The sequence below is a fragment of the Rhodococcus sp. 15-725-2-2b genome (genome assembly GCF_002259075.1).
In the GTDB taxonomy this organism is placed as follows: Bacteria; Actinomycetota; Actinomycetes; order Mycobacteriales; family Mycobacteriaceae; genus Rhodococcoides.
In genome coordinates, this window is record NZ_NPFL01000017.1 from 386,106 (window position 1) to 404,009 (window position 17,904).

Here is a 17,904-nt window from a genome sequence, read left to right on the forward strand (position 1 = left end):
GCATGAGTGGCTCGAACCGGCGCTCCGGATTGCGTGTTCTCGCCCGATCGCTACGAGTGCGGTTGCTCGCCGTCGTGCTCGTGGCCGCGGTGGCTGTCTCGGTCGGTCTTGTTCACCGATTCGACAGCACGTCCAGCGCAGGTACTGCCGACTCGACAGTCGAGGGAAACCCACCGACCTACGATCAGCAGCGTCGCGCCGAGGTGACCGTTCTCCTGGACCAGTGGGCCCGTGCGGTTCGCTCCGGCGATCTCGATGCACTGCGGGAGTCGGTGGATCCTCTGGCCGCCCCCGACTTCGTGGAGGCGCAGGTGCGCCGGGCCGCAGTGGTGCCGGGCGTGCCCTTCTCCGAGTTCGACTACGAGTTGGGTGACGAGCCCGAAACTCCGGTGCCGCCGCAGATCGCCGAGGCGCTGGATTCGACCGACGTCTGGGCACCGGCGGTGTATCTGAAGTACGCGGTCGCCGGGCCGGACGCGTCGCCGACGCGTCGGCCGGTCTCATTGGTGGTAGCCGAGCGGGACGGTCGCTGGCGGCTGGTCGACGACGCGGACCTGACCGAATACCGACGCCACACCTGGCGTGGGCCGTGGGATTTCGGGCCCTTGAAGGTGCGCTCGGTGCCCACCGCGGCCGGGACATCGGTGGTCATGGGGCATCCGGACCGCGAGCAGTTCGTCGAAAGCGTGGCCGCCGAACTTCCGTCGGCAACCGCGGCCGTCACCGACTTCTGGGGGGACGATTGGGCGCGCGACGGGCTGGTGTTCGTCGCGTCCTCCGCGGAGGAGTTCGCCGAACTGACGGGGTCCGCGCCGTCCACCGAGGTGGCCGCAGTGACGGTGTCCGACGCGGTGGTGGGCGACGGCTCCCGTCCGACGGGTCAGCGGGTGGTGTTCGGTCCCGACGCCGCGACGCGGTTGACGCCCTTCACCGTGCGCTCGGTTCTGCGCCACGAGTTGACCCACGTGGCGGCGAGGGCGAAGACGTCCGACGGTACCGAGTTGTGGGTGTCGGAAGGGTTCGCCGACTATTCCGGGTATCGAAATTCCGGTGCCGAGTTCGTGCAAGTCGCCCCCACTCTCGCGGCAATCGTGGCGGCGGGCGGGCCGCCGACGGTGCTGCCGAAGAACGAGGACTTCGGTGCAGGCGGGGCCAGATCGAGTGTGGCCTACGAATCGGCGTGGTCGGTGTTCGCATTCGTGGCCGACAGATTCGGGGAGTCGAGGCTGCGCACCCTGTACGAGTCGCTCGCCTCCGACAGCTCCACCGATTCTGTCTTCGCGTCGGTGTTGGGAACGAGCCGCGCACAGTTCGTCGCCTCGTGGGGCGACTGGGTGGCTCGCCAGGCCGGTTGAGACGGGGCGCTACGGTTGTCGCCATGCGTCGTACTCTGCTCGTGACGAACGACTTTCCTCCTCGCCCGGGTGGTATTCAGTCCTATCTCCACAGCTTCGCCTCGCAACTGCCGGCCGACGAGCTGGTGGTGTACGCACCGCGGTGGCGGGGCGACTCGCACGAGAAGTTCGATGCCGCGCAGCCTTTCGAGGTGATCAGGCATCCGACGACCCTGATGTTGCCGACTCCGCTCGTCGCGCGTCGCGCAGCTCGAATCCTGAAGTCCCGAGGCTGCGATTCCGTGTGGTTCGGTGCGTCGGCTCCGTTGGCGGTGATGTCGTCGTACCTGCGCAAGGCCGGGGCCGATCGCATCGTGGCCAGTACGCACGGTCACGAGGTCGGTTGGTCGATGGTGCCGGGCGGGCGTGCGACCCTGCGCACGATCGGCGAGAACACCGACGTGGTGACCTACGTCAGCAAGTACACCCGGGGGCGCTTCAGCTCGGCGTTCGGGCGGACTGCCGCCCTCGAACACCTACCGCCCGGTGTCGACACCGATCGCTTCGTGCCCGACGACGCGGCGCGAACGGACCTTCGCGCGCGCTACGGCCTCGGTGATCGCCCCACCGTTCTGTGCCTGTCCCGGCTCGTTCCGCGCAAAGGGCAGGATTTCCTGATCCGTGCGCTTCCGGGGATCCGCCGGGCCGTCGACGGAGCGGTCCTGGTCATCGTCGGCGGCGGACCCTACGAGAAGACCCTGCGCGAGCTCGTTCGATCCACCGGAATGGAGCAACACGTGGTGTTCACCGGCACCGTGCCGTCGGCGGAGCTCGCCGCCCACCACACCATCGCCGACGTGTTCGCGATGCCGAGCCGCACCCGAGGTGCCGGTCTCGATGTCGAAGGTCTCGGCATCGTCTACCTCGAAGCGTCGTCCTGCGGCGTACCGGTCGTCGCGGGCATGTCCGGGGGTGCGCCGGAAGCGGTGCAGCACAACAAGACCGGTGTCGTCGTCGACGGGACGTCGGTCTCGGAGATCACGGACGCGATCGTGCGAATCCTGTCCGATCGCACGCTGGCAACGCAGATGGGCAATGCCGGCCGCGCGTGGGTGGACGCGGAATGGCGCTGGGACGTGCTGACCGAGAAGCTGCGGTCACTGATCTGACGCGCGTCATCGCGATGCGGTGCACCTACCGGGCGTAGATCGATTCGATCTCGTCGGCGTAGGCGGCGGTGATGACGTTGCGCTTGAGCTTCATGGTGGGAGTCAGCTCACCGCTCTCCTCCGAGAAGTCGTGGGGGAGGAGTCGATACTTCTTGATCGACTCCGCATGTGAGACGGACTTGTTCGCGTCGGCAACGGCGGCGTCGATCTCCGCGACGAGTTCGGGGTCGGTCTGCAGATCGGCTGCGGTGGCGTCGGCGGCCTTGCCGTGGGAGGACTTCCAGCGATCGAACGCATCCGGATCGAGGGTGATGAGCGCACCGATGAAGGGCTTCTGATCGCCGACGACGACGGCCTGGCTGATCAGCGCACCCGCCCGCAATTGGTCTTCCAGTCCGGCCGGTGAGACGTTCTTGCCTCCGGCGGTGACGATCAGTTCCTTCTTGCGACCCGAGATCGTGATGTACCCGTCTTCGTCGACCGAACCGAGGTCTCCGGTGCGGAACCAGCCGTCGTCCAGCGAGTCGGCGGTCGCGACCTCGTTGCGCCAGTAGCCGTCGAACACGACCGGTCCGCGGAGTTGGATCTCGCCGTCCTCGGCGATGCGCACGGTGTTGCCGGGCAGTGGACGCCCGACGCTGCCGACGCGTTGGAAGCCGATGGTGTTGACCGCGAACGCCGCGGTGGTTTCGGTCAGGCCGTAGCCCTCGTAGATCGTCACGCCGATGCCCCGGTAGAAGTGGCCGAGACGGGAACCGAGAGGCGCTCCGCCGGAGATCGCGAGCTCGCACTTACCGCCGAGCGCTGCCCGCAGTTTGCCGTAGACCAACTTGTCGAACACGGTGTGCTTGGCGCGCAACACGATTCCCGGTCCACCGGTGTCCTGCGCCTCACTCCACGCCACTGCGCATTCGGTGGCGAGGTCGAAGATCTTGCCTTTGCCGTCGGCGTGCGCCTTCTGTTTGGCGGTGTTGAACACCTTCTCGAACACTCGAGGCACCGAGAGGATGAAGTCCGGTTGGAACGTGCCGAACGTCGCGACGAGGTTCGGGATGTCGTTGGTGTGGCCGAGCGTGACTCCGGCATCGAACGACGCGATGCTCACTGCGCGGGCGAGGACATGCGCGAGCGGCAGGAACATCAGGGTGCTGCGGCCCTGCCTCATCAGTGATTTCAGCGAGGTCTCGCGAATGCCGAGTGATTCGGCGAGCAGATTGGCATGGGTCAGTTGGACGCCCTTGGGACGACCGGTGGTTCCGGAGGTGTAGATCAATGTGGCCGGGTCGGACGAGGCGAGAGTCGAAACACGTTGATGTACCTGATCTTCGGTGAACTCGGATCCGCCGTCGGTCAGGGCCTGCACGGCGTCGGACCCGGCGGAGTTCTCGATCACGAACGTCTGCCGCACCGACGGCGCAGCTGCCACAACGGTTTTCGTTTCCCGCACGTGTGCGTCGTTCTCGAGTATCAGCAGGACGGGCTCGGCGTCTTCGAGGATCCATTCCACCTGCCCGGCGGAGGAGGTCTCGTAGATCGGCACCGTGACACCGCCTGCGGCCCAGATCGCGTAGTCGAGAACCGACCACTCGAATCGCGTCGACGACATCAGGGCGACGCGATCGCCCTGCTCGATGCCGGCGGCGATGAGGCCCTGTGCCACTCCGACCACCAGTTGTTCGAACTCGGCGGCGGTGACGTCGAGCCACTGCCCATCGACCTGGCGGCGGAACACTGTCGCGTCCGGTGAGTTACGGGCGCGGACGAAGACGGTGTCGACAGCCGAGTCGGTGTCCGCGATGTCGTATTTTGCGGCGACGGTGAACTCGCGCACGGGATTACCTCCGGATAGAACGGGGAGAACGAAAGTCGATAGCTCGGCTTCACAGATACTCTAGACCCGGGCTCGCGGCATCGAAATGCGCCCGGAGTGGAGCCTGCAGGAACGACCCGGGAACAGGGGAGTGGAGCCTGCAGGAACGTCCCGAGAACAGGGGAGTGGAGCCCGCAGGAACGACCCGGAAAGAGGGGAGTGGAGCCTGCAGGAACGACCAGGGAAGAGGGGACGCGCACGGCCGGGGAACCGATGTGTGAAGCTCTGTCGATGAGCAGTATTCAAGTTGCGGATCAGACGTTCGTGGCCGCCTCGGGCGAGCGGGTTGCGCATGCGTTCGCATCGCCCGCTCGGTGGCGTCGATGGTGGCCGGATCTGAACCTGACCATCACCGAGGACCGGGGCGAGAAGGGGATCCGCTGGGCGGTGCGTGGTGGTGTGGTCGGAACGATGGAACTGTGGCTCGAGCCTGCGCTCGACGGTGTGATCGTGCATTACTTCCTGCATGCCGAACCTGCCGCAGGCACCGACGTCGCGGCGCACCAGCATGCCCGTCGGGTGGCCGGACGCGCGATGACGTTCGAGCTCAAACGAGAGCTCGAGGCCGGTCGGTCTGCAGGTGAGGCACCCCACCACGTAGCGTCGACTTCGGCTCGTGAATGAACCGCGCGGTACGGTCGGCCGGTTCGCGTTGTGCGGCGGCGGATCGATCGTGTGAGATAGGCCTGCGCGAGTTCGACGGCACCGAAGCGAACCGAGCTGATCGAAGTACCCGAGCTGATCGAAGTACCCGAGAGGAAGCGGACCAGTAGTCATGGCGGAGAAAACCCAGAGGTCGATCGTCGTCGAAGCCCCACCGAGTCGGGTCATGGACGTCATCGCCGATTTCGACGCGTACCCCACGTGGGTGTCGGCCGCGAAATCCGTCGAGGTCCTCGAGGTCGACGAGGACGGCCGTGGTAAGCGCGTCAAGTTCGTGCTCGATGCGGGAATGGTCAAGGACACCTACGAACTCGAGTACGACTGGGCGGCGGACGGCAGTTCGGTCTCGTGGAATCTCGTGTCCGGTGAGATGCAGAAGTCTCAGAACGGCTCGTACACGTTGAAGGAGACCGGCGGCGGCACCGACGTGACGTACGAGCTCACCGTCGATCTGAACATTCCGATGATCGGTCTGTTCAAGCGCAAAGCAGAAAAGGTCATCACCGACACCGCGCTCAAGGAATTGAAGAAGCGGGTCGAAGGCTGACCGACGCTCGCACCGAAGCCCGCACCACGGTGTTGCTGTTCCTCGGCAAAGGTGGCGCGGGTAAGACGACGTTGGCGGCTGCGTCGGGTCTGCGACTGGCTCAGGCCGGTGAACGGGTGCTGATCGCCTCCGTCGACCAGGCGCACTCGCTCGCCGACGCATTCGCGGGGGACGCAGAGGCCGAGGATTCGTCCGGTGTTCGTTCGATCGCTCCTGGTCTCGACATCGTCGAGATCGATACGTTGGCGTTGCTCGAAGCGCGGTACCGGGGGCTGGGCTCGCTGATGGCCGTGGCGTCCGCGGGACACGAGCACGGGGTGAGTTTCGGGGCGATCGAACCGGAGGAGCTGCTCGGTCTTCCCGGAGTCGAAGAGCTGCTCGGCATGCACGAGATCGTCCGTCTCGCCGACGAGAATCGCTGGGACACAGTGATAGTCGATCTTCCCGCATCCGCGGATGCCCTGCGGACGCTGCAGCTGCCCGATACCGTCGCCGCGTACGTCGAGCGGATCTGGCCCCTGCATGCTCGGATGGTCTCGGGCACCGGCTCCGATGTACGTCTGACCCTCGTGGTGGCGATGATCGAGCGAATCCTCGCTCAGGTCGGCTCCGTCCGGTCCCTGATCACCGACTCCGCTCGTACCGGGGCGACCGTCGTCGTCACCGCCGAACAGCTGTCGGTCGTCGACGCGGAAAGAACACTGTCGGCGGCTGCTCTGCTCGGCATCAGAATCGATCGTGTTCTGGTCAACAGAATCCTGCCGAAGCTCACCGCGTCGTCGATCGGTCTCGTGGGCGCTCACCCGGCGGTGTTCTGGTTCGAGAGGTGGCGGGCGACGCAGCTCGACGCGGTCGCCGAGCTGCGTCGACGCGTCGGTACGGTACCGATCGTGGAGGTGGAGCACGCTCCCGGTGAACCGGTAGGGTTGGGGCCCTTGCAAGATGTGGCCGATCGCCTCGAACCGGACTCCCTCGAACGGCGCGCGCCGGGCTGGGGTGAGCAGCCTTCGGTGGTGCTCGAGTCGGGTACCGGACTCGAATCCGTGTACGCGATGAGAATGCTGCTGCCGGTGGCGGATTCGACGACCTTGGGCTTGGGGCGAGTGGAGGACGACTTGATAGTCAGTGCCGACGGGAGGCGACGGCGCATCACATTGGCGTCGGTGCTGCGTCGGTGCATCGCCGACTCCGCCGAACTCGAAGGACCGTTCCTCGTTGTGCGTTTTCGCCCGAACCCCGACGTGTGGCCACTGTGACTTCGACGACCTCCACGACCCCGACGGCCGGGGTGATTCGATGACCTCGGACCATTCCGAGCTGGGGGCGGACCTGCTGGCCCTGGCGGACACCGTGCTGACGCGACTCGAGCCGATCCTGCGCCGGGTCGCCGAGACGCAGCAGGATCGTGACCAACAGGGATGCAGTTGGTGCCCGGTCTGCGCGCTCGCGGCCCTGGTGCGCGGTGAGCGCCACGATCTGGTCGAGCTCGTGGCCTCCGAGAGCGCCGTGGCGATCGCGCTGTTGCGTCGGTTGCTCGCAGATCACACGACCTCCGGGGCTCCACATTCTGCGACGCAGGCACCCACCGAGTCGCCGTCACCCGAGGCCGCGGCCGAATCCGGACCCGGCAGTGCCGGCATCCCCTCGGACCCGGCAGAGGTCGCGGACGTGTCGATCGACACGAAACTGCAGGATGCCCGCCCCGCGTCGTTCGTTCCCATTACCGTTCGAGTGAAGAATTCGCAGTCGGACGAGCGGGAGCGTCCGTGAGCGGTACGACTCGGGTGCAGGCCGGGTGGGGGACGGCCGAGGAAGGCATGAACGAATGAAGCGGCACCACCAGCGATTGACGGTCGGCATCGACGTGGGCGGGACGAGCCTGCGCGCGTCCGTCGTCGACGAGGACGGTCAGGTACTCGACTCGACTGCCGCTCCTACCCCGCACACTGCTCGCGCCCTCGAACGCGGTCTCGACCGCGCCGTGCAGGAACTGGCCGGGCGACACGACATCGCGGCCGTTGGGCTCGCCGTCGCCGGGTTCATCGACTCCGATCGCACGACGGTTCTCTTCGCCCCGCATCTGCCGTGGGTGAACACCCCCGTGGCGACGGAGATGAGCATGCGCATCGGTCTGCCGGTCCTGCTCGAGCACGACGCCAATTCTGCGGCTTGGGCCGAGTATCGCTTCGGTGCCGCGTCCGGTGGTCGCAACGTGGTGATGGTGGCCATCGGTACCGGCATCGGTGCTGCGCTGCTGATCGACGGCAGGATCTATCGGGGCAGCCACGGGGTGGCACCGGAACTCGGTCACATCCAGGTCGTGCCGGACGGCCGGGCATGCCCCTGCGGCAAGCGCGGCTGCTGGGAGCGGTACTGCAGCGGCACCGCTCTGGTGGACACGGCAGTCGAGTTACTGGCGGCGGACCCGGCGTCGTCGACAACCCTGGCACGCGAGGTGTTCCTCGACCCGGGGTCTCTGACCGGCCGCCGCATCGCCGGCGCTGCGCACGAGGGCGACTCCATCGCCCGCCGCACGATGGAAGACTTCGCGCAATGGCTCGGCGTCGGGCTCTCGATGGTCAGCGACGTGTACGACCCCGATCTGATCGTGTTGGCCGGTGGAGTGGCGACGTCGTCGAGTCAGTTCCTGGCCCGCGCGACCGACAAGTACGCCGAGCTGGTGACCGGTGCGGGGCATCGGCCTCTCGCGCGGATTTGCAGTACTCAACTCGGTGAGGCAGCGGGCATGATCGGGGCCGCGGAGTTGGCCCGTGCGCAGTTCGTCACCGGGGTTCGGTGACTGTTCTTCGCCCGCTTCCTGTGACCTCTGTCCCGGGTTCGGAGATGATGTGGCTGGTGTCATAAACCGTGGGTACAGTTCACTACGCGGCACGGTTCGAGGATGCACGGCCGCAGTCGATTCGCTCCAGGGCGAGGCGGCACCAAACGATTTCCCGACCATCTTCAGGGAGCATGTCAATGTGGTACTGGCTGGTTAAGTACATTTTCGTCGGCCCCCTTCTCATCGCCCTGGGTCGGCCCACGATCGAGGGTGCGGAGAACATCCCGACGGAGGGTCCGGTCATTCTGGCCAGCAACCACAAGGCCGTTCTCGATTCCTTCTATCTCCCACTCAAGACGCCCAGGCGCATCACCTTCCTCGCCAAGAGCGAGTACTTCACCGGACCGGGTCTCAAGGGTGCGTTCCAGAAGTGGTTCTTCACCGCGGTCGGTCAGGTGCCGATCGATCGCACCGGAGCCGACGCGGCACAGGACGCTCTCAACGCAGGTGTGCGCGTGATCGAAGCAGGCAAGGTTCTGGGTATCTACCCCGAGGGCACGCGGTCGCCCGACGCGCGGCTGTACAAGGGCAAGACCGGGATGGCGCGTCTGGCACTGCAGACCGGGGTCCAGGTGATCCCGGTTGCGATGATCGGTACCGAGAAAATGAACCCGATCGGTTCGCGAGTGTGGCGTCCGGCGAAGGTCACCATCCGAATCGGAAAGCCCATCGACTTCTCTCGCTTCGAAGGTATGGCCGGCAACCGTTTCGTCGAGCGTGCCGTCACCGACGAGGTGATGTACGACCTGATGTTGCTCTCCGGTCAGGAGTACGTGGACGTGTACGCCGCGTCTCTGAAGAAGGCTGCACCCGAGGCGGAGTCGGCTCCGACCGCGCAGCGTATTCCGGATTCCAAGGCCAGCTGAAGCTGCCGGCTCGCTCCGCGGTCAGAGCGCGGGACGAGTGTCGGCCTTCGTATCGGTTCGGTCGGTCCTTCCGATCGCAGCAAGCGCGACGATCGACGCGAGAGCCCACCACACGTAGCCCGAGGCCGCGAACTGATCCACGAGCGGCCAGCCGAGGCCGCTCCATCGGCCCTCGCCGAGCTTCCAGTGCGGCGGGTAGAGCATCAACGCCACCCCGACGGCCACCAGGGTCGCCAGCAGCGCACTGCGGCGGCGATAACCGAGAACGGCGAGCACAACGGTGAACGGGACGGCCCACACCCAGTGATGTGACCACGAGACCGGCGACACCAGCAGACCGAACATGGCGTTGATCGTCAGCGCCAGCGCAGTCTCGCCTGCGGCAAAAGCTTTCCGCATCGCCACCGCCGCGATGGCGAGCACCACCACCGACAACGCGAGCCACAGGATCGATCGGGGAACTTCGTCCAACCCGAGCCGTGCGAGCACTCCTGTGATCGACTGGTTGGGTGGGTAGGCCGGGCCGCCGATTCGGTCGGAATCGACGATCGTCTCGGTCCAGTACCTCACCGAGTCGGACCACGTGAGCGCGAAACCGATCGCGGTGAAGACCGCAAAACTCAGTGCCGACACCACCGCTGCTCGAAAGTCCTTGCGCAACAGGAAGAACAGTACGAACACCGCGGGCGTGAGTTTGACGGCGGCCACGAGACCGATCAGCACACCTCGGGGCCACGGCGTCTTCTTCGGTAGGCAGTCCAGTGCAACGAACGCCATCAGCACGATGTTGATCTGCCCGTAGTTCAGCGTCGAGGTGACCGGCTCCAGTACGAGCACGGCCACCGCGAACGCGGCACCGGCAGACCACCACATCAGTGCGCGAGGGCGTACCCCGAGCGAGGTGAGAGTGACCACGATCGTCACCAGTAGCAAGAGCATGGACAGCACGGTGACCGCGATCGAGGCGGCGTACAGCGACACCGACGACAGCGGGCTGAAGATCGCCGCGGCGATCGGGGGATAGGTGAACGGCAACGTGGTACCGGTCGCGATCGGAGGCAGTTGACCGTAGAGATCCCCGCCCTCGGCGAACACCTGGCCGCCGAGTCGATACACGTCCAGATCCAGTCGGTAGTGCTCACCGATCGGACGCAGACCCGGGAAGCCGTTGAGATGGAACAGCACGCCCACGACGGCACCGATCAGCACGAGGACCCTGCTCGACGCCACCGCCCAACTCGGCCACCGGCGTCGCGTCGGCGCGGCGGGCTCCGGTGCTTCGGCGACCGGACGGTTGGTGTCGGGCGAGGTCACAACGTTCCCTTTCAGGGCTGTTCGGATCGGGGCTACCGGTACGTGGGGGGCGTGTCCAGGACGCGCTAGGGTGAGCCGCGTGCGCTACTTCTACGACACAGAGTTCATCGAGGATGGTCGCACAATCGAGTTGGTCTCGATCGGTGTGGTGTCGGAGGACGGTCGCGAGTTCTATGCGGTGTCCTCCGAGTTCGACCCCGAGCGCGCCGGCCGCTGGGTTCGACGCAACGTACTTCCCAAGTTGCCACCGTACTCGTCGCCGCTGTGGATGAGCCGGTCGCGAATCCGGGACGAACTGCTCGAATTTCTCGTTCCGCACTACGGTGCCGAGGTCGAACTGTGGGCGTGGGTTGCGGCGTACGACCATGTGGCGCTCTGCCAGCTGTGGGGCTCGATGACCGAGTTGCCGCGTTCGCTGCCGCGGTTCACTCGTGAGCTGCGCCAGCACTGGGAGGATCGCGGCAGTCCCGAGCTGCCGTCGGTGCCGGACGACGCTCATGACGCCCTCGCCGACGCGCGGCACAATCTGGCGAAGTTCCAGGCGATCGAGGAGCACTCCTACCGCGGGTGAACACCCGTTGTCCTGCGGCTTCTGCGGTGCGAATATCCTGTAGCGGTGAACTGGACTGTCGACGTACCCATCGATCGCTTGCCCGACCTGCCGCCGTTGTCGCCGACGCTGCGCTCTCGATTGGACGATGCGTTGGCCAAGCCGGCTGCGCAGCAGCCGCAGTGGGATCCCGAGCATGCTGCCGACATGCGCAAGGTGCTCGAGAGCGTTCCTCCGATCACCGTCGCCGGTGAGGTGGAGGCGTTGTCGGACAAGCTCGCTGCCGTCGCTCGCGGTGAGGCGTTCCTGCTCCAGGGAGGCGACTGCGCCGAGACGTTCGTCGACAACACCGAGCCGCACATCAAGGGCAACATCCGCACGCTGCTGCAGATGGCGGTGGTGCTCACCTACGGCGCGAGCATGCCGGTGGTCAAGGTCGCCCGTATCGCCGGGCAGTACGCCAAGCCGCGTTCGTCGAACATCGACGCTCTCGGTCTGCAGTCCTACCGCGGCGACATGATCAACTCCCTCGTCGCCGACGAGAGCGTCCGCGGCCACGATCCGTCGCGACTGGTGCGCGCGTACGCCAATGCGAGCGCGGCGATGAATCTGGTCCGTGCGCTCACCGGTGCCGGCATGGCCGACCTGCACAAGGTGCACGACTGGAACCGCGAGTTCGTCGCTCAGTCGCCCGCCGGTGCGCGCTACGAGGCGCTCGCGGGGGAGATCGACCGCGGACTGCGGTTCATGGATGCCTGCGGCGTCTCGGACCCCAATCTGCACACCGCGCAGATCTTCGCCAGCCACGAAGCGCTCGTTCTCGATTACGAGCGTGCGATGCTGCGCCTGGACAACACCGACGATCACCCCAAGCTGTACGACCTGTCCGCGCACTTCCTGTGGATCGGCGACCGCACCCGCCAGCTCGACGGGGCGCATATCGCGCTGGCCGAGCTGATCTCCAACCCGATCGGTCTCAAGATAGGGCCCACGACCACGCCCGAGATGGCCGTCGAGTACGTCGAGCGTCTCGACCCCACCAACAAGCCGGGCCGTCTGACGCTGATCTCACGCATGGGCAACGGCAAGGTGCGCGACATCCTGCCCGCGATCATCGAGAAGGTTCAGGCCACCGGCCACCAGGTCATCTGGCAGTGCGACCCGATGCACGGCAACACCCACGAGGCGTCGACCGGCTACAAGACGCGGCACTTCGACCGCATCGTCGACGAGGTGCAGGGGTTCTTCGAGGTCCACAACGGCCTCGGAACGCATCCGGGCGGAATTCACGTCGAACTGACCGGCGACAACGTCACCGAGTGCCTCGGCGGTGCCCAGGACATCTCGGATCTCGACCTCGCCGGTCGATACGAGACGGCCTGCGACCCGAGGCTCAACACGCAGCAGAGCATCGAACTGGCATTCCTCGTCGCCGAGATGCTTCGCGACTGATCAGGGCAGCGAGACGACCTTGACCTCGGAGCCCGGTTCCACGCGAGAACCGGCTCCGGGGCTCTGGCTGATGACCAGAGATCCGTCGGTGTCCACCACCTGACGGACGTCGATGGGCAGGCCCAACGTTTCGAGGGTGGTCCGGGCCGAGCCCACCGACCGGCCGAGCAGCGACGGCACGGTGACCGCGTTGGACACCTCGAGTACCGCGGTCGACCCGGATCTCACCGTCTCGCCGGCTTCCGGCGTCGTCCCGATCGCCTTTCCGCCGTCGGTGTCCTCGTCGAAGGCCTCTCGAACCTCGCCGACGGTGATGCCGACCGATTCCAGCGTCGTTCGGGCCTGGTCCACGCTCTGCCCACGTACGTCGGGTACCTCGACCGGCGGCGCGCCTTTGCTGCGTAGGACCGTGACCGAGCTGCCGGTGGTCAGGACCGTGCCCGGAGGTGGGTCCAGTGCCGCGACTCCGCCGATCGGTGCGGAGGTACTGAAGGCCTCGCCGCCGTCGACGGGTGTGAAGGTCCGGTCTCGCAATTGCTGTTCCATGTCTTCGACGGATGCGTCCGCGTCGATGGACGGAACCGTGGGGCTACCCAAGGACACCAGGAGAAACACTGTGTCGCCCTTGGCAATTCGCGATCCGCCGGTGGGGTCGGTGCCGATGAGAAGATCGGTGTCCACCGAGTCGGAGTAGGTTCCGCGCACCGCGGCTTCGAGGCCGGCCGCCTCCACGGCGCTGGTCGCACCGGTGGTGTCGAGCCCGTCCACCATAGGGACAGCTGTGTATCGCCCGGAGCCCATCCACCAACCGCCGAAGCCGACCAAGACGGCGAGCAGGGCGACGACGAGGAGCCAGATGACGATCGCGCGGCGCGATCGTTGGCGATCGGCGTCGAAGTCGGGGAACTCGTAGTGTCGTCGGCCGGTCGGGAGTGGCCCTGGCGGCGGCCCGTCGAACGGTTCCTGGCTGTCATCGACGCCTCGGGACGTGGGCGAGGTGACCACCCGGGTGTGCTGCACCCCGTGTTGCTGGGGCGGGGGCGGAGAATTGTCCACGACCTGGGTGTGAGCCGACGGCGGACGGTTGCCTGCCACCGTCGTCGGTGCTCCGGCCGCGGCCGAGCTCAGGTGCTCGGCCGAGCGTTTGGGTGCGGGCACGCGATACTCGGGCAGTGCGAGCGCCGACGCGGCAGCGCGCAGGGCACGGGCCATGTCGTCGGCATTGCGGTACCGGTGCTCCGGGTCGCGGACGGTGGCCCGTTGGACCACCTCGTCGAACTGCGGGGGAACGCCGGCGATGAGGGTGGAGGGGCGCGGTACGTCGTTGTCGATGCGCTGGTAGGCGATGGACAGTGAGGTGTCGCCCGTGAACGGTGTGCGTCCGGTCAGAAGCTCGAACAACACGACACCGACGCCGTACACGTCGCTGCTCGCGGACGCGGAGCCGGTGGTGACCTGCTCGGGAGACAGGTACGCGGCGGTGCCCAGAATCACACTGCTCGACGTCACGGTGGAGGCAGCGATGGCCCGGACGAGACCGAAGTCGGCGATCTTCACGTCGCCGTCGTCGCTGATCAGGATGTTCTCGGGTTTGATGTCGCGGTGCACGAGGCCGGCTCGGTGGGCGACGGCGAGTGCGTCGAGGACCGGGCGAACGACGGCCGCTGCAGCGTGCGGGGGCATCGGACCGCGCTCGCGCAGCAGTTCACGCAAAGTTCCGCCCTCGACGAGTTCCATGACGAGGAAGGCGTGTTCGCCGTCGCGCCCATGGTCGTAGACGGCAACGAGGCCCGGGTGGCTGAGCCTGGCCACGGCCCGTGCCTCGAACTCGAAGCGCTGCACGAACTGGGGGTCCTCGGCGAACTTCGGGTCCATGATCTTCACCGCCACTGGGCGGTCGAGCCTGGTGTCGAGTCCGCGGTAGACCGTCGACATACCGCCGCGCGCGATCGGTGCGTCTATTCGGTATCGACGATCGAGCATCGAACCCGGTATCACCGAACCTCCCCTCGTCGTCCACTCGTCTTCCGGCTCGGTCGCCGGACACTGAAGACGATCGTATCGGTGCCGGGGATGCCGACCGACGATCGTGGCTTGTGTCTCGGACCGGCTGGGTCGGCTGCACAGGAGTGGAGCCTGCGGAACGACCCGGCTGTGACGCTTTTGAAGTCTCGATGCCGGACCCGTTAACGTTACCTGCGTGAGTGCCATTCCCTATGCCGACGACGTGCTCGATCCGTCGGAGTCCGTGCTGCAGTTCGCCGATGTCGCGAAGATCCTCGACGTCCCCAAGACCCGCGTCGAACAGCTCGTCCGAGATCGCCAGTTGCTCGCCCTGAAGCGTTCACGCGTGCCCGTCGTGCCGGAACAGTTCCTCGATTCGAGCAAGGGCACCATCGTCAAGGGGCTGCCCGGTCTCCTGGCCGTGCTGCACGACGGCGGCTACGAGGACGAGGAAATCCTGCGGTGGCTGTTCACCGAGGACGACAGCCTGCCGGGTGCACCCGTCGCTGCTCTGCACGGCGACCTGATGCGCGAAGTGATCAGGCGCGCACAGGCCATGGCCTTCTAGCGAACCGTCGCGCGCTTGAAGCCGGTGACGGCGAACTGCGGCAGCGCTATGCGCGCTCTGGTCCACTGCGGCACCGTCGCGCGTTGGGAGAGCACACGGTAGCCCTGTGACTCGACCTCGTCGAGTATGCGGCCGTACAGAATCGACGCCGTGCGCATCGACGGCCGCACTCGCGGATCCAGCATCTCGATGCCTGCATCGGACGTGCGGTAGATCGAGCGGGTGACGGCGATCAGGTGTGCGAGGGCGCGGGTGACCCTGGCGTCGACACTGCCCGTGGTGCGGCACCACCGGAGTAGTTTTTCGTCGACGCCGAACGCCGCGAGCTCGTCGGTGGGCAGGTAGATGCGGTCGCGATCGAGGTCCTCACCCATGTCGCGGATGAAGTTGGTCAGCTGGAACGCCTCGCCCAGGGCTGCGGCCGGGGGCTCGGCCACGGACCGCTCGACGACGGTTCCCAGGATCGGCAACATCTGCAGTCCGATCACGGCGGCGGAGCCGTACATGTACTCGCGCAACTGCTCCATCGTGCGGTAGCGCGAGACGAACATCGGACTCCCCGGAATGTCCATACGCATCGAGTGCATGAACGCGAAGAAGTAGTCGTGCGGAATGTCGTAGCGCGCCACGGTGTCGCACAACGCGCTCAACACCTGATCGGACACGCTGTCGGACAGGGGTTTTCCCGCCAATGCGTCGCGCACCCTGGATTCGATCACGTCGAGTTCGACGATGCGACGGGCGTTGAGCTCGTCCGATCCCACGGCGATGTCGGTGCCTTCGAGGTCGACGATGTCGTCGACCATCCGGGCGAACCCGTACAGCGCGTGTACGCCTGCGCGCTTGTCGGTGGGGAGCAGGCGAGTGGCGAGGAAATACGTCTTGCCGTGTTGGGCGTTGAGTTCGCGGCAGATGCGGTACGCCGCGTGCAGTTCAGGATCGATACCGTCGAGTTCTTTCATCATGCGGCCCTCATGACGTGGATTCGTCTCCGGTCGGTTCCGTTGCTGGGGTCTTGGGCGCGTTCGGCACGGCACGGTGTTCCCTGGATCGGTCCGATCGTAAACGCAGCGGATCGACGCGTGTCAGCGCCAGAGCTGCGACGACCGCGGCGAAGATCGCCAGTGCGACGTGTCCGAAGGTGTACAGGCCGATCGATCCGTCGGGTTGGAAGACGAGCATGAGCCACGTCGACAGACCCGTCAGGATCATCAGGGTCGTGCGCGAGAGGGCGAAGCCTGCGGCGATCGCCAGTGGCCACGAGTAGTACCAGGGCAGGGCTGCGGGGGAGAGCACGACGGTGGCGACCAGGGCGATCAGGATGCCCTTGACCGCATCGCGTTCGGATCTGCGGCCCAACCACCAGGCCACCGCCAGAACGACCACCAGCGCTATCGCGCACAGCAGACGAGTCACATCGAGAACGGGTCCGAGGCGGAGATCGAGGAACCACGACGTGCCGACGGTTACCAGGTGCGCCAGGATCGTGGGCAGCGAGAGCCAGTTGATGATCTTGGCCGATCCGGAAAGAGCGGTCAGCCAACCGATTCCGACTCCGGCGATCACCGACGCCACGGCGAACACGGCAACGAAGACGGAGGCTCCGATGCCGGCGGTCTTGACGAACGCCAGGACGGGCGACATCGGCTTTCGTCCCTCCGCCTGTGCCTTCTCCCGCAGATGGAGCATCCAGATCCACACCAGGAAAGGCAGCGCGAGGCCTGCTGTGGCCTTGATCGCCACCGCGATGGCGACCAGCGCGATGCCGCCCACGTGTCGATGCTCGAGCGTCAGCACGATTCCCGCGGTCATCAGGCCCACCATGAGCAACTCGTTGTGCACCCCGCCGATCAGGTGGATCAGGACCAGAGGGTTGAGGACGGCGAGCCACACCGCGGTGGTCGCTCGGCCGCCGAGGTGCTTCGCCAGCCGCGGAACCGCCCACATCATCAATGCCAGACCCGGCAACATCGTCAGGCGCAGCAACATGGTTCCAGCGATCACGTTGTCGCCGGTCAGGCTGGTGATTCCGCGGCCGAGCAGCAGGAACAACGGGCCGTACGGCGCAGTGGTGGTGGTCCAGACATTGCTGACGTTGTCGAGCAGAACTCCCGGATTGGCAACGGGGCCAACGGCATACGGATCGAATCCGTCGCGGAGCAGAGCGCCCTGCGCCAGGTACGAGTACGCGTCGCGGCTGAACATCGGCACCGACAGCAGTAGCGGTGCGGTCCATGCCGGGACGATCCAGCGCAGTTCACCCACCGTGGTGCGGCCGTGCAGAGTCGCACGCCCGAGCCGAACCCAGGCGGTGATCATCAGCAGTACGCCGACCCAGACGATGATGGTCGACAGGACGAATCCGTGGCCGAATCGCAGCCACGACAGGTGCATCTCCTCGAGCAACGGATCGCGCCTGCGCACACTGCCGGCCCCGAACCCGCCGAACACGATGCACACGGCGCCGACCACACCGAGTATCGCGGCCTTGCCCTCGGGACTGCGAAGGAAGTTGCCCGTTGCGGTCAGTCTGGACGGTCGTCGCGAATCCGAGGGAAGGGGGCCGCCCGACGATCGATCCTCGGAGGTGGAGTGCGACGAGATCGAAGACATTGCCGCCTGCTCCTCCTCTGCAACGAGTTGTGGGTCGAGATCCGTACGCCGGCCGATGGTTCACGCCGACCACCGAACGATCATGGTCGCAGCAATGAGCGCGACCGGCAAA

At 66.3% G+C, this 17,904-nt stretch carries 16 protein-coding genes; 11 read left to right on the forward strand and 5 right to left on the reverse strand.

All coding sequences use genetic code 11. From position 1 onward, the window contains the following. Positions 1–2 precede the first annotated feature (2 nt). Both CH306_RS19935 and CH306_RS19940 read left to right on the forward strand, forming a co-directional pair. The gene (locus CH306_RS19935) at positions 3–1,355 is read left to right on the forward strand and encodes a hypothetical protein (RefSeq protein ID WP_094647679.1); all 1,353 of its coding nucleotides are present in this window, start codon (positions 3–5) and stop codon (positions 1,353–1,355) included. A 23-nt stretch (positions 1,356–1,378) separates the two neighbouring features. Then, positions 1,379–2,503 (forward strand): glycosyltransferase family 4 protein, encoded by a 1,125-nt coding sequence (locus CH306_RS19940; RefSeq protein WP_094631670.1) that lies wholly within the window; start codon positions 1,379–1,381, stop codon positions 2,501–2,503. 25 nt (positions 2,504–2,528) lie between these two features. Here CH306_RS19940 and CH306_RS19945 read toward each other — a convergent pair whose 3' ends face one another. Then, positions 2,529–4,334, reverse strand: a complete 1,806-nt coding sequence (locus CH306_RS19945) for an AMP-dependent synthetase/ligase (protein WP_094647681.1) — start codon at positions 4,332–4,334, stop codon at positions 2,529–2,531. Between the two features lie 270 nt (positions 4,335–4,604). Between CH306_RS19945 and CH306_RS19950 the strand changes: the two genes are divergently transcribed. The 6 genes from CH306_RS19950 (at position 4,605) to CH306_RS19975 (ending at position 9,291) form a co-directional block, all read left to right on the forward strand. Next, a complete protein-coding gene (locus CH306_RS19950) occupies positions 4,605–4,997 on the forward strand; it encodes a polyketide cyclase / dehydrase and lipid transport (RefSeq protein WP_082073966.1) in 393 nt (130 codons plus the stop codon). Between the two features lie 151 nt (positions 4,998–5,148). Beyond that, positions 5,149–5,583 (forward strand): SRPBCC family protein, encoded by a 435-nt coding sequence (locus CH306_RS19955; RefSeq protein WP_032394401.1) that lies wholly within the window; start codon positions 5,149–5,151, stop codon positions 5,581–5,583. A gap of 29 nt (positions 5,584–5,612) precedes the next feature. Beyond that, a complete protein-coding gene (locus tag CH306_RS19960; protein ID WP_094631672.1) occupies positions 5,613–6,839 on the forward strand; it encodes an ArsA family ATPase in 1,227 nt (408 codons plus the stop codon). Positions 6,840–6,879: 40 nt separating this feature from the next. Continuing rightward, positions 6,880–7,353 carry a hypothetical protein gene (locus tag CH306_RS19965; protein WP_094647683.1) on the forward strand — a complete coding sequence of 158 codons (474 nt, stop codon included), beginning with the start codon at positions 6,880–6,882 and terminating at the stop codon, positions 7,351–7,353. 55 nt (positions 7,354–7,408) lie between these two features. Next, the gene (locus CH306_RS19970; RefSeq protein ID WP_094647685.1) at positions 7,409–8,383 is read left to right on the forward strand and encodes an ROK family protein; all 975 of its coding nucleotides are present in this window, start codon (positions 7,409–7,411) and stop codon (positions 8,381–8,383) included. A gap of 179 nt (positions 8,384–8,562) precedes the next feature. After that, positions 8,563–9,291 carry a lysophospholipid acyltransferase family protein gene (locus CH306_RS19975; protein ID WP_037192839.1) on the forward strand — a complete coding sequence of 243 codons (729 nt, stop codon included), beginning with the start codon at positions 8,563–8,565 and terminating at the stop codon, positions 9,289–9,291. A gap of 21 nt (positions 9,292–9,312) precedes the next feature. Here the strand turns inward: CH306_RS19975 and CH306_RS19980 are convergent, their stop codons facing one another. After that, positions 9,313–10,605, reverse strand: coding sequence for a glycosyltransferase 87 family protein (locus CH306_RS19980; RefSeq protein ID WP_094647687.1), 1,293 nt, complete (start codon positions 10,603–10,605; stop codon positions 9,313–9,315). Between the two features lie 79 nt (positions 10,606–10,684). On the opposite strand from CH306_RS19980, the gene CH306_RS19985 reads away from it, so the two are divergent. Then, positions 10,685–11,176 (forward strand): polyadenylate-specific 3'-exoribonuclease AS, encoded by a 492-nt coding sequence (locus CH306_RS19985; protein ID WP_032394707.1) that lies wholly within the window; start codon positions 10,685–10,687, stop codon positions 11,174–11,176. A 45-nt stretch (positions 11,177–11,221) separates the two neighbouring features. Continuing rightward, entirely contained in the window at positions 11,222–12,607 is a 1,386-nt protein-coding gene (locus CH306_RS19990; RefSeq protein WP_032394396.1) for a class II 3-deoxy-7-phosphoheptulonate synthase, read from the forward strand. Here the strand turns inward: CH306_RS19990 and pknB are convergent, their stop codons facing one another. Continuing rightward, complete coding sequence (gene pknB / locus CH306_RS19995; RefSeq protein WP_094647689.1) at positions 12,608–14,590, reverse strand: Stk1 family PASTA domain-containing Ser/Thr kinase; 1,983 nt, start codon at positions 14,588–14,590, stop codon at positions 12,608–12,610. Positions 14,591–14,807: 217 nt separating this feature from the next. On the opposite strand from pknB, the gene CH306_RS20000 reads away from it, so the two are divergent. Then, a complete protein-coding gene (locus tag CH306_RS20000; RefSeq protein WP_094647690.1) occupies positions 14,808–15,179 on the forward strand; it encodes an Rv2175c family DNA-binding protein in 372 nt (123 codons plus the stop codon). On the opposite strand, the gene CH306_RS20005 is transcribed toward CH306_RS20000, so the two are convergent. Together CH306_RS20005 and CH306_RS20010 are read right to left on the reverse strand one after the other, a co-directional pair. Continuing rightward, a complete protein-coding gene (locus tag CH306_RS20005; RefSeq protein ID WP_094647810.1) occupies positions 15,176–16,141 on the reverse strand; it encodes a phytoene/squalene synthase family protein in 966 nt (321 codons plus the stop codon). The two genes, CH306_RS20000 and CH306_RS20005, sit on opposite strands and share 4 nt — an antisense overlap. 10 nt (positions 16,142–16,151) lie before the next feature. Then, the gene (locus tag CH306_RS20010; protein WP_094647691.1) at positions 16,152–17,792 is read right to left on the reverse strand and encodes an alpha-(1->6)-mannopyranosyltransferase A; all 1,641 of its coding nucleotides are present in this window, start codon (positions 17,790–17,792) and stop codon (positions 16,152–16,154) included. Positions 17,793–17,904: the final 112 nt, after the last annotated feature.